12 protein-coding genes are annotated in these 12,651 nt (G+C 37.9%); 7 read left to right on the top strand and 5 right to left on the bottom strand.

Features of this window, described 5'->3' with window-relative positions:
• Positions 1-75: 75 nt before the first annotated feature.
• The 5 genes from F985_RS08165 to F985_RS08145 all read left to right on the top strand — a co-directional run bounded on the left by F985_RS08165 (position 76) and on the right by F985_RS08145 (position 3,345).
• Positions 76-1,047 (top strand): class 1 fructose-bisphosphatase, encoded by a 972-nt coding sequence (locus F985_RS08165; protein WP_004699879.1) that lies wholly within the window; start codon positions 76-78, stop codon positions 1,045-1,047.
• A 58-nt stretch (positions 1,048-1,105) separates the two neighbouring features.
• Positions 1,106-1,882 carry a TrmH family RNA methyltransferase gene (locus F985_RS08160; RefSeq protein WP_004699877.1) on the top strand — a complete coding sequence of 259 codons (777 nt, stop codon included), beginning with the start codon at positions 1,106-1,108 and terminating at the stop codon, positions 1,880-1,882.
• A gap of 159 nt (positions 1,883-2,041) precedes the next feature.
• Positions 2,042-2,656 (top strand): RNA polymerase sigma factor, encoded by a 615-nt coding sequence (locus F985_RS08155; protein ID WP_004699875.1) that lies wholly within the window; start codon positions 2,042-2,044, stop codon positions 2,654-2,656.
• Complete coding sequence (locus tag F985_RS08150) at positions 2,646-2,966, top strand: hypothetical protein (RefSeq protein ID WP_004699873.1); 321 nt, start codon at positions 2,646-2,648, stop codon at positions 2,964-2,966. Before F985_RS08155 ends, F985_RS08150 begins: the two co-directional genes overlap by 11 nt.
• Entirely contained in the window at positions 2,956-3,345 is a 390-nt protein-coding gene (locus F985_RS08145; RefSeq protein ID WP_004699871.1) for a DUF3106 domain-containing protein, read from the top strand. Before F985_RS08150 ends, F985_RS08145 begins: the two co-directional genes overlap by 11 nt.
• 81 nt (positions 3,346-3,426) lie before the next feature.
• Here the strand turns inward: F985_RS08145 and F985_RS08140 are convergent, their stop codons facing one another.
• The 4 genes from F985_RS08140 to cxpE all read right to left on the bottom strand — a co-directional run bounded on the left by F985_RS08140 (position 3,427) and on the right by cxpE (position 9,942).
• Positions 3,427-5,853, bottom strand: coding sequence for a CSLREA domain-containing protein (locus tag F985_RS08140; protein WP_004699869.1), 2,427 nt, complete (start codon positions 5,851-5,853; stop codon positions 3,427-3,429).
• Positions 5,854-5,868: 15 nt separating this feature from the next.
• Positions 5,869-7,722 (bottom strand): rhombotarget A, encoded by a 1,854-nt coding sequence (rbtA, locus tag F985_RS08135; protein WP_004699867.1) that lies wholly within the window; start codon positions 7,720-7,722, stop codon positions 5,869-5,871.
• Positions 7,723-8,029: 307 nt separating this feature from the next.
• Positions 8,030-8,728 (bottom strand): DnaA regulatory inactivator Hda, encoded by a 699-nt coding sequence (gene hda / locus F985_RS08130; protein WP_004699865.1) that lies wholly within the window; start codon positions 8,726-8,728, stop codon positions 8,030-8,032.
• Positions 8,729-8,748: 20 nt separating this feature from the next.
• Positions 8,749-9,942, bottom strand: a complete 1,194-nt coding sequence (gene cxpE / locus F985_RS08125) for a chloramphenicol efflux transporter CxpE (RefSeq protein WP_004699863.1) — start codon at positions 9,940-9,942, stop codon at positions 8,749-8,751.
• Positions 9,943-10,077: 135 nt separating this feature from the next.
• On the opposite strand from cxpE, the gene purM reads away from it, so the two are divergent.
• Both purM and purN read left to right on the top strand, forming a co-directional pair.
• Positions 10,078-11,148, top strand: coding sequence for a phosphoribosylformylglycinamidine cyclo-ligase (gene purM, locus F985_RS08120; protein WP_000071984.1), 1,071 nt, complete (start codon positions 10,078-10,080; stop codon positions 11,146-11,148).
• Positions 11,145-11,774: a phosphoribosylglycinamide formyltransferase gene (gene purN, locus F985_RS08115; protein WP_004699860.1), complete on the top strand. Its 630-nt coding sequence runs from the start codon at positions 11,145-11,147 to the stop codon at positions 11,772-11,774. Before purM ends, purN begins: the two co-directional genes overlap by 4 nt.
• A gap of 63 nt (positions 11,775-11,837) precedes the next feature.
• Here the strand turns inward: purN and F985_RS08110 are convergent, their stop codons facing one another.
• Positions 11,838-12,647: an alpha/beta fold hydrolase gene (locus tag F985_RS08110; protein WP_004699857.1), complete on the bottom strand. Its 810-nt coding sequence runs from the start codon at positions 12,645-12,647 to the stop codon at positions 11,838-11,840.
• Positions 12,648-12,651: the final 4 nt, after the last annotated feature.

Below are 12,651 nucleotides of genomic sequence, written 5' to 3'. Positions count from 1 at the left end.
TCCGGCATTCTCATCTAGAATATGCCACGTATTTATTTGACTCATTTTGATGCTTGCGCACAGGAGCGTTTTTTTATGTCCAACCTCACATTGTCCCAATTTTTACAACAACAAAAAGGGAACCTAACACCTGAGTTGGCCCAAGTCATCGACACCATTGCTACGACTTGTAAAACCATTGACCAAGCCCTACAAAAAGGTGCTTTGGCTGGAATTTTAGGTAGTGCTGGTAATGAAAATGTTCAAGGTGAAACACAGAAAAAACTTGATGTGATTTCTAATGACTATTTAATTGATGCTTTAAAAGTTCACCCTCATGTTGGTGGTCTTGCATCTGAAGAGCTTGATGAATTTACACCTGCGCAAGAAAACGGCGAATACTTAGTTTTATTCGACCCATTAGATGGCTCAAGTAATATTGATATCAACATGTGCGTAGGAACAATCTTCTCGATTCTTCCTGCAAAAAATGCAGTGACACAGTCACAAGATTTCATGCAAGCAGGAACTCAACAGGTTGCTGCTGGTTATGTGTTATATGGCCCATCAACAATGATGGCTTTAACCGTTGGAAACGGTGTAGCGTTCTTTACTTTAGACCCAGAAACTCAAACATTCTTACTTACTACAGAGAATGTTCAAGTATCAGCAGATACTCAAGAGTTTGCAATTAACGCATCTAACCAGCGTCATTGGGAACAACCAGTAAAACAATATATTGAAGAGTTACTTGCAGGTAAAACATCTGTACGTGAAAAAGATTTCAATATGCGTTGGGTTGCATGTATGGTAGGCGATATTCACCGTATTTTATGCCGTGGTGGTATTTTCCTTTATCCATATGACTTAAAAGACCCGAAAAAAGCAGGTCGTTTACGTTTAATGTATGAAGCTAACCCAATGAGTATGCTTATTGAACAAGCAGGTGGTTCATCAACGACTGGCCGTGTTCGTATTTTAGATATTGAACCTACAGAGCTTCACCAACGTGTTCCTGTAATTATTGGTTCTAAAAATGAAGTGGAACGCGTAACAAGCTATCATTAATAATTTAAATTATAGAGGGCGTCATATAGTATGATGACGCCCTTTTGGATATATCCTTATGGCGGTTATTTTTTTAGAATCAAAAGACAATGCAAAAATTAAACATTTGCGTGGTTTAATTGAACTCAATAGCGCCCGAAAAAAGCATCAGCAAACAGTTCTTGAAGGTACTCACCTTTGCCTAGCTTGGTTACAACAACAGAAAAAGCTCTTTTCGTTGTTTACCACTGAACAGGCATTGGAACATGACGATTTAAAGAAAATTATCGAACTTCATCAGGGTCATGTTTTTATTATTAGTGAAGTTCTATACAAAGACTTAAGTACCTTAGGTAATACTCTTCCTTGTTTGGCTATTATTGATTTACCTAAAACAGCATCAACGATTGATTATAGTTTAGACACTCTAATTCTCGAAAATGTACAAGACCCAGGCAACGTAGGTACATTATTACGTTCAGCAGCAGCAGCAAATATTAAACAAATCATTTGTACCCAAGGCTCTGCCTCCCTCTGGTCTCCTCGCGTTTTAAGAGCAGGTATGGGAGCTCATTTTAGCTTACATTGCTTTGAAAACTTTCAATTGACCGATATTCTTCCTAAATTCGATATTCCTGTTTTCGTTACAAGTTCTCATCGCTCAACCAGTCTTTATTCAAAAGATCTTTCAAAGCCATGCGTTTGGATTTTAGGCAACGAAGGACAAGGCGTAAGTGATTATGCTTTAGAGCATGCGCAGTCGGTGACAATACCGCAGCCCGGTGGTCAAGAGTCATTAAATGTAGCAATTGCAGGATCTATTTGTTTTTTTGAAATGGTTCGCCAACGCCAATAAAACGTTAATTTATTTTACATCGCTCATATTTGTGAAAAAAATCATTTACACTACTAAAAAATAGCCGATTGTTGTCAACCTCCCACCTCTTTTCAACGTTATATAAGAGATATATTGAAGATAAGGTGGGTACGTCCAATGACAGGATTTTCCATCTCCATGGATTTAGCACCGAAAAAGTCTCGATCGGAAGCATCTAGTGTTCATGCCAGCACGGCTGAGCAACGCCTAAAGGTTTTTATGCAAGATGTTACGGGTCGTGCTTTGGTGATGATGGAGAGTGCTACCCAAAGTCAACAAGGCATTGCGATGGACTTGGTTCAAGAAGCATTTATTGCTTTACACAAGTCTTACGCCGATCGAAGTACTGAAGAATGGTATCCGCTGTTTTATACTATTCTAAATAACAAGCTTCAGGATTGGCGTCGTAAAGAAGCACGTCGGGCAAATCCATTTTCATTCTTTAAAAAAGTTAGTCTAGACAATGATGATGAAGAAATCATTGATGTTGTCGATGAAAAAGCAATCAATCCAGCAGATTTTCTAGATCAAGCAGTGACGATAGAAGAGATACGAGAAGCGATTGCAAAACTACCTGTTCGTCAACAGCAGGCTTTCATGTTACGTGCTTGGGAAGGGTTTGACACTCATACTACAGCACAAATCATGAACTGTACTGAAGGTAGTGTCAAAACCCATTATCATCGAGCAATTCAGGGACTTAGAGAGTACTTAGCACATTTAAATCCCATGGGAGGTTCTAATGAATCATGATGATTTCACTAAAAAGGTGACGTCTAAACTCGATAGTTTGGCTGATCACCATAAAAATAAAACAGTGGTAATGAATCATGTGCTTGACCATATCCAACAGAAGCCAGCATCTTACTATAGTATCTGGAAAATGACGGGTTTCGCACTTGCCGCAGCAATTACTGGTTTTGTCATTTTACCAAATTCAGCGGAGTTGATCGAAAAGCCACAAAATCAAGTTATTGTAAATCCTAAATTATCGCCACAGATGGTTGAAGATTTAGAAATGCTGATGGTGTTGGGTGAGGATAAAGTTCAACATGGTAGCTAAAAAGTTAGCACTTATCCTTTGTTCATTAAGTTTCCTGCAAACAAGTTTTGCAGGTTTTGAACGTTTCTGGATTTTTTCTAAAGATGCCAATACACAAGTAGATGATACTTGGAATGCTATGTCTGAAGAAGAACAACGAGCTGTAATTAAACGCTATCAAAGCTTAAAAGAATTACCAGCAAACCAAAGCGCTAATCTGCAACAACGCATGGATTGGTTCAACCAACTCCCAGATGCAGAAAAGCAGAAAATGCGTGAAGCTTGGCAAAAAATGAGTACACAAGAGCGTAATGATTTACGTCAGCGTATGCTTAAAGCAAGTGCAGACGAAAGAACAGCTATACGCGAAGAATATATCAATAAATATTTAGAACACTAATCTAAACTTTTAATAAAAATGCTTGTTTTGAAATCCGACTAGCAATAAAAAAGCCTCCTATGGAGGCTTTTTTATTTTTTCTTATTTACGATAACGTCTATAAGCAATCAAACCTAACAGTGATGCAATAGAGAGAATACCTATACCTCCCCCACCACTTCTTGAATCATCAGTTGTAGTTGCTGTGCTTACTAAATTAATCGTTCCTGCGCTAGCTGAAATAGTTCCATCTGCATCGTATACATAGTAGGTCAATGTATCATTGAAAGTATTAAACACGTTGCTCGCTTGAATATAGATGTTACCACCATAGCAAGTATTACCACTATCATCTTTAGGACACGGACCTTCCCGATCTGCTTTCACTACCTTGAAAATACCGTCTTTTGAGGTTTTGCTTGGTATATAAATTGGTAACTCCACACCTTGATCATTTACCCAAAATTTAGGTTTATTTGGTTTAGTCTTAAGTGTGTTTACAGGACCATCCCCATCATCATTAGCATACTGTAATAAATTTAAGGGAATGACTTCATTTGCTAAATACTTAAACGTTACCGTACCATTACCAGCAACGGGTGGAATATTATCAAAGCGAGCTTCCAATAACCCAGATGATTGTGTGGTTCCATCTTTACTGCTAATCGTATATTTACAATAGTTGTAATCACCAGCTTGGGTAATAATATCATCTGATCGATAGAATACAATTTGCTGCAAAGCAGCATTCCATTCACAAAAGAGTCCATCATCTTTTTTAATGCTGGTAACTTTATCGTCGATTAATCCAGTTCCAACAGTTTCAAGATTAATATTGTAGTCAGTTGTATTAAAGAACTTCAAAATATGATTACTATCTTCATTTGGCAAAGGTAAGCCATTTGCTTTCAAATCAATATAGATTGCTCGATATTTTGCATTTGCTTTGGTTTGATCAAGAAGGTTTTTATAATTTGCTGAATCAATTTTTAATACATTCAACAAATACGCATAATCTGGATTCAATATATTTTTCTGAACGGTATCATACTGAGATTGATATTTAGCCAGCAAATCCGTAAGAGAGGTATTACCCAAACCTTTTATATCACCAGCAGTAAGTTTCATTAACTCGACTGAGCCAATATCACAACTATTACGACTATTTGGTTGATAATATAATTTACTGTCCGCAAGTCGTGATAAACCTCGTTGGTCTATAGACGTACAGGTATCTTTACCTTCAGGATCTACATCTACTAGATTTTTGCCACCAATATTATTTTTTGGATAGTAAATGGGTAGAAAACCAGTTTCTGGAGCAGAGGCATGTAAAGGTTCAAGTAATGCATTAAAAGGCTGACCAGCTATATCAACAGTTCGATGTGTAGACGTCAGTGCTTCTGTTGGTAAGTCACATTTCGCAGAATCATTTGTCAGATTCAAAGCATTAAATGATAGTGCGAAACCAGCATTTTTTAAATCAGCCGCAGGTCCTATAAAGTAATGACAAGCATAGGTTCCCAAATTATAACCAATTACATTAAACCTTAACTCTTTACTTCCCATAGTGTCATATAAGAAGGTGCTATAAGCGTTATTTTCAACAATAGTATTATTTTTTAAAGATAAAGTACTGTTAGCGCTAAGTATGGTTGAAGGATTAGGAGTACCATTTGGAGTAGCATCACCGGTAAATTTCAAAATACTGCCATTTACTGTATTTGCAATATTTTGAGCAATGGTATTAATTGTAAAAGTTGCTTTTGGCTCCCCGCAAAACTCAAAAGTATTATTAGAGCTATTCGAACCATTATTGATAATACTAGAAGAGGTAAATGTTACTTCCCGTTTTGCATAGGCTGTACCATTCCAACAGCTCATCGAAAGCACACTTCCAGATGTTGCTGTATTACCTTGAATTAAAGAATGTGTTGTAGACAAATTAACATTATCACCACCCAGAAAAATTGCTCCTCCTTTTGGAGCTTGAGAGTTTAATATCTGAGTATTGAGCAATGTGACATTGCCACCAGCATAAATCGCACCGCCAAAATCTGGTGCTACACCATTTTCCAAAATAACGTTTTGAATAAATAGAGGCTGTTTATTTACGGCTGTGTTGAAAATACGCGATTTTCCAGCAGCATTTATTATTGTCTGTAACGGTTGTAGTGCTGGATAGTCATTGGTTAACACACTTTTTTCTGACCAATTTTTATCTTGATCTTTTTCACCGAACCCATAAATTGCTATATCTGCATTGGGAACCAGCTCTTTATTTAATGTATAAGTCCCTGCTTTTAGTTGAATCACCTGACTTTTAGAGGTGTTATAGACGGTACATCCATAATCAGATCTTCGTGTTTCAGCAACTTTTATTGCTTCTCTTAACGAGCAAGCATTAGGATTCTCACCATCCTCATCTGCAAAAGTTGTAACTTCAATTCTTTGATTTGTTGTATCAGCAAAAAGAGGCATAGCCGCCAGCACGGCTAGTGCTAATACTGCTTTTTTATAATTTTTCATAGTCCTCATCCCTGATTATGACTTGAAACGGCGTAGCGCGATTAAACCAAATAACCCTAAAATTAAACCGCCACCTACACTTCCCCCACCACCAGTACTTACAGATTTATCTTCGATACCAGATAAAGGTTCTTGGACTACAGTCGCCGGAATCGAGACATATTGGAAATCTGTTCCATCATTAAATCTTGATACACTCGTAACAACTTGAATACTAAAAATGTCTGCACCGTGCCAGTTTCCATTTGGTGTGTAAACGACATTTCCGTTCTGGTCTATTGTTATGCTGCCTTTAGAAACTGGAGTATCAGTGCTCTGTTTTATTTTCAAACAACCTGGTTGCCAGTCTTTACCATCAGGTCGATCACCAAATAAACGTTTACAAGTAGCAGGTGTGACCAAATCAGCTTCACTTAAAGAATCTAAAATATTAAATTTTGCAACTTGTCCATATTTAATATCTTGCCCAACAGTCGCAATTTCATTATTTAAAATATATTCAACTGCTCCTAAGTCGCACAGCTCATCATAGCCACTACGGTTTTTTCCACGTTGGTCAAGTCTTTCACAACTAGCCAATCCAATCGATGAACCGTCACTATATAGCCGTCCCTTATTGATAATTAAAGAATCAGCTAGGCTATTATAACTCTCGAGTAGACGAGGCTTAAAAAATCCCAAAAAGCTATCTTTCGGCGTGCTAAATGGGCATAACAAACCATCTTTCGCTGTTACATCACAGACACCTTCATCGATATCTCCAGCGATTAACTTTTCACTAGCAGGAAAAAGGATATTAGGTAACTTTGCAGTAGCATTACGATTACAGTCAGCAATCACTAAATTACTTTGAATAACCGTCTTGTCATCTGTATTTGCAGTACAGTTTGCAGTGTTACCCACTAATATACTGTTCGAAACAGAAGCATTTCCCTGTGGAGCATCGAGAAATAACCCAGCTGCATTTTTGATCATTGTAATGTTATTAACAAACATTCCATCTTTAATGTTTGCAATAAATCCAACTTTATTGTGGAAGAATGTACTGTTACTAAAGCCTATAGCACGTACATTTAAGTATCCTCCTGTACTTTCATCATCAAATTTTGTTGCACCATAAAATAATGCGCCATCTGAAGAAGAAACTTCATTATCACGTATTACAGATTGAGTGACGAGATATAAAGGCTGTTCACTATAAATAACACCACCTTGAGCCGCTTTATTATTTTGAATCAAGCTATTTATAATATTTACAAAACCAGCAGTTTGGCCTGTTTTAGATAACAATCCTTGATTGTAAATTGCTCCACCCTGATTCGCATACCCACCAATCAATCGTGAATTTTGGATAGTCAATTTTTCATGGTTTAAAATTAAACCACCTGTTAATACCTTAGAGTTTGAACCTGCGCCTTGTAAGTTAAGATCACTCAAGGTCACAGCAAAGGATGCTTTCTCTACACTACCATCATCAATTTTAAATAGCTGATCTGTACCCACCATCTTTATTGTTGCGTTATGGGAACCAGGCTGATCAGTATCAACTATCGTAGAATCATTTTTTGCGGTACTGATCGTAAGAGGGGCTGTAATCGTTATTTTTGAATTTAACGTATATTCGTTATCACGCTGCAAAATAATATTTGATGAGGAATCTTTATTTCCACAGCCATGATAGCCATTTGCATATTTTTCAACATCAGCAGCGTTTGATGAACCACGATAATTCAGAAATTGTACCGCTTCTCGTAAGGTACATACCGTATCATCTTTATCTTCATCAACTAAACTTGTGACTTGAATATCAGCAGAATAAGCGTGCCCAGCAGCAGCCAATAATGCAAAAGCAATGCTCCGTTTGAGCATACCCTTCTCCTTACCTATTTTTTTCATTTTTCTTTGTCAATATTGCAAAGTTTTAACTTTTGCAAACGCATCCTTTGTGCGTACTTTGTCACAGGAGTCAGAATTTCTCAAGATCTTTTGATCGGTCTATAGCGTCATTTTAGATAAGCAGCTTCATAAATATTTGTTTAATTAAACATCTATTAATATATGTATATTTTACTTATCTAAAAATTTAGTAGTGCACTTTAGAATTTAAATTATAAGTAGTTAATAGATGAATATTTTTTATAGTAAAGCACAGGCTTAGGCTAAAAATTAAATTTTTTTATTGTTGATACTCATCAATTAAAGCATAGATTTGTCTTAAAGTTGCATTTGACAGCTTCGTCTTCTCACCTTTAAGAAGTTTCTCTAATTGAGCTACCGTTTGCAATAATACAGATGCTTGATGAGGTCCATGTAAAAGCAAATAATCTACAATCTGCTGATCGAAATGAATCCCGCGTCTAGACATCACAGAGGTTACTAAAGCATAGCGATCAGCATATAAGCTTCCGCTTGGAACTTTTACACTCACTGCTTGCGTAAGTCTTGATTGTAAATCTGGTAACTCTAATTTCAATTCAATCGGCGCAACACGCGAAGAAAACACGAGTTGCCCTTCATGATTATTCATTAAGTGAAAAACCGCTTTTTGCCAGTGAGGCACACCACTAATTGACTCAATATCATCTAAAGCAACTAGGTCATAGTGCTCTAAACAAGTAATTGCCTCAATTGGAGCGTCAAGCAGTTCAAGCAGAGAAACTTTTATTGCAGACTTGCCTACTTCTAAATAAGAATCACAAATTGCTGATAGCAAATGACTCTTTCCCGTTCCTGCTCCACCATAGATATAAAATCTATTCACTAGACCTGCATGTAGTTGACGCACTGCATCAACTACATGCCCCCAACCCGGTCCCGAAAAATCACTGATTCGAGCATCAAGTTGAGGTTCTATATCCAGTTGGAGTTGACGCATATAATGAATTGGCCTTGAAATTATTTCTGATCTGAAAGATTCGGTGTATCTGTATCTTGCTGTTTTTTAACTTCAAGATCAAGTTTAGTATCTTCAGTTTCTATATGAATTTGCTCAATATTGCCTTCTTGGATCACTAATGTAGAAGATGGTGCATATAATGAACTCTTTTCATAGTTTTCTCTTAAATGTTTCAAGAGCACTACAATCACAGCAGCTACAGGTAATGCGATCAACATGCCTAAGAAGCCAGCAAGTTGTGCACCTGCCAAAACGGCAAATACGACAGCAACAGGCGAAAGACCAATTTTATCACCGAGTAAGAATGGTTGCAGAATATAGCCTTCTACTGCCTGACCAATCATAAAAACCACACCAACCAGTAATAAATGCATCCAGTCCATTCCAAACTGGAATAAGCTTGCAATAACAGCCGCAATAATACCGACTGCAAAACCTAGATATGGAATAATACTGGCAAGGCCTGCCACCATACCAATAATAAGCCCGACCTCTAACCCAATGACTTGAAGACCTACCGCATAGACGATACCGAGTAAGAGCATTACGAGGAATTGTCCCTTAACAAATGCTCCTAAAACACTGTGACATTCACGAACAATTTGCAAAGTCGTTGCTTCATATGGACGCGGAATGAGACGACGTAAGTTTTGTAGCATACGGTCCCAATCAAGCAAGAAATAGAAAGCAATAATTGGAATTAAAACAATTGTTCCGCCAATCTGAATAAAATTCAGACCTGATTGCGCAAGCTTTAATAAAACAGCCTGAATACTGTCAGCACTATAATTGGTCTGGACATAATCCATGACTGCTTTCGACATTTGATCGGTGTCAATTTCCATTTGCTGGACATGGAATGTTGAAGAAATCCATGGTAATAGCTCTGCATTAATCCAATGAATCCCAGCAGGAATACTATCTCGTGCATAAACAAGCTGTTTCCAGATGAGTGGAACTAAATACCACAAAGCTACGGTTAAAGTTACACCAATACCGATAAAAACAATGCTAATTGCCAACCAACGAGGGAGCTTAATTTTTACTAGAACATCGACCAGTGGACTAAATAAATAAGCCAGGAAAAAAGCACCAAGAAATGGAATGACCACAGGCTTGAGCAAGTATAATACCCATACCAGCAATACAATACCTGCGAGTAAGAAAATACGGCGCAGCATACGATCTTGCATAAAATCTAGCCTTTTTTGATTTAATCGTTATAAATAGAAAAATATTTTTATTAAAGATAGCATTTTCGAGCATAAATAACATAAGAGTTTCGTATATTCAGGTTATAATCTGCCGCCAATGCGGAGACTTCATTTATGAGCAACTCAACTTCTACCCCAAATACCGGCTTAAGCTATAAAGATGCGGGTGTTGACATTGAAGCGGGCGACGCACTGGTCGATCGTATCAAGTCAGTCGCTAAACGTACAACTCGTCCAGAAGTAATGGGCGGACTTGGTGGCTTTGGTGCACTATGCAAAATCCCTAAAGGTTACGAAGAACCAGTTTTGGTTTCTGGAACCGATGGTGTAGGTACTAAATTACGTTTAGCACTTAACCTTAATCGTCATGACACAATCGGCCAAGATCTTGTGGCTATGTGTGTAAACGATCTTTTAGTTTGTGGCGCAGAACCATTATTCTTCCTCGACTATTATGCTACTGGTCACTTAAATGTAGATGTAGCTGCAAACGTAGTTACTGGTATCGGTAAAGGTTGTGAACTTGCAGGTTGCGCACTTGTAGGTGGTGAAACAGCTGAAATGCCAGGTATGTATGAAGGCGAAGATTACGATCTTGCTGGTTTTGCCGTAGGTGTTGTTGAGCAAAGCAAAATTATTGATGGCTCTAAAGTAAAATCTGGTGATGTACTTATTGGTGTTGCCTCAAGTGGTGCTCACTCAAATGGTTATTCATTACTACGTAAAATTTTAGATGTTAAGAATGTAGACTTAACTCAAGTGATTGATGGTCGCCCACTTGCTGATGTAGCAATGGAACCAACACGCATTTATGTAAAACCAGTTCTTGAGCTTTGCAAACAAGTTGATGTACATGCTATGGCACACATCACTGGTGGCGGTTTACCGGGTAACTTACCACGTGTATTACCAAATGGTGCTCAAGCAGTAATTAATGAAGCTTCTTGGGAATGGCCAGAATTATTCAAACTTTTACAACGCGAAGGCAATGTAGAACGCTTTGAAATGTACCGTACCTTTAACTGTGGTGTAGGTATGGTGATTGCAGTTGATGCAAATGATGCAGAAAAAGCAATTGAAGTGCTTAATGCTCAAGGTGAAAAAGCTTGGAAAATCGGACATATCCAAGAAAATGCTGAATCAGTGGAAGGTGCAGACGAAAAAATTCGTGTGATCTTTGAATGATGAAAATTGCTGTTCTAGTCTCTGGGAACGGCAGTAACTTACAAGCCTTGATAGATGCACGTCTATCAGGGCAAATTGTAGGTGTATTGTCTAATAAAGCCGATGCTTATGCCCTAGAGCGTGCTCAAAATGCCAATATCGCGACAGCGGTAATTTCGCATAAAGACTTTCCTAGTCGTGCCGATTTTGATGAAGCGATGCATCAGCAACTTATGGCTTGGCAAGCTGACGTTGTTATTCTAGCTGGCTTCATGCGTATTTTAACTGCAAACTTTGTCGATAAATGGCAAGGTAAAATGCTCAATATCCATCCTTCGCTATTACCTGCTTATAAAGGTGTTAATACACATCAACGTGTATTAAATACAGGTGATCGATTGCATGGTTGTACAGTTCACTTTGTAACTTCTGAACTTGATGCTGGTCAAGCAATTGCTCAATCTGCAATTGAAGTCAAAGAACATGACAATGTTGCCTCTTTGGCAGAACGTGTACATAAACTTGAGCACTTTATTTATCCTCAAGTTGCAGAATGGTTATGTAATGGCCAACTGACATGTAAAAATGGACAAGCCTATTTCCGTAATCAAATTCTTGAACACCCTATTCGTTTTGCATCTTGGTAAAAGGTTTGCTCAACGAAAATTAAAAAAGGACATGCATGCATGTCCTTTTTTATAGAAATCTTATTAGCGTGAATTGCTATGAATAAGCTTCTTAATATAATTCACTGTGTCAATCGGATGCTCTAGTGGGAACATATGCCCTCCTTCAACAACACTAAATGGAATTCCCATTTTACGCTTTGCCATTTGAGGGAAGCCTCTTTTTAAGAAGGCACTTTCTTTTCCTACAACTAAATGTACAGGCATTTTTGGTTTTGGCATAGGTAACCACCACCAAGAAGGATTTTTACGGAAAATCGCAACTTCATCTTCACGAGAAATAGTGAGAGTTACGCCGCCACGTACCGAATCTTCTTTCAAAGCATAATCAATGTAAGCTTGAAAGCAGTCTTCATCAAAGTCTTTATAAAAACCTTTTGGACGCAATAACGAAGCCGCTTGCTCACGTGACTCCCAATGTTCACGACGACGTGCAGATAAACCCGCAGGTGTCATGTCATCGACTATTTTAGGTTTAAACAGTTTTGCCATATGAAAAGCAAAAGAGTATCGACCCAAAATAAGAGGCGGATCTAACATAATCACTTGTAAGAAAAGCTCAGGGCGTTTAAAGGATGCCATTAAGGTCAAAACTGAACCCAGCGAATGACCAAGTCCGATCACCTTTCGCCCTTTAGCTTGACGAACAATACTATCAATCACCTGATCAACCAAAAAAGGCCAATGATCGGTAATTGGATAACGTTTGTCAGGACCAATAAGAGGAACATAAATGATGTCATACTCATCTTTTAATTGATCAAACAATTTTTGATACACCATAGATGGCACACCATTAGCATGCGCAAAGTGTATAACCGGTTTTACTGACATACCG

Origin of the sequence: Acinetobacter seifertii, assembly GCF_000368065.1 — a bacterium.
GTDB lineage: Bacteria > Pseudomonadota > Gammaproteobacteria > Pseudomonadales > Moraxellaceae > Acinetobacter > Acinetobacter seifertii.
This window is presented reverse-complemented; position numbering and strand designations above follow the sequence as displayed.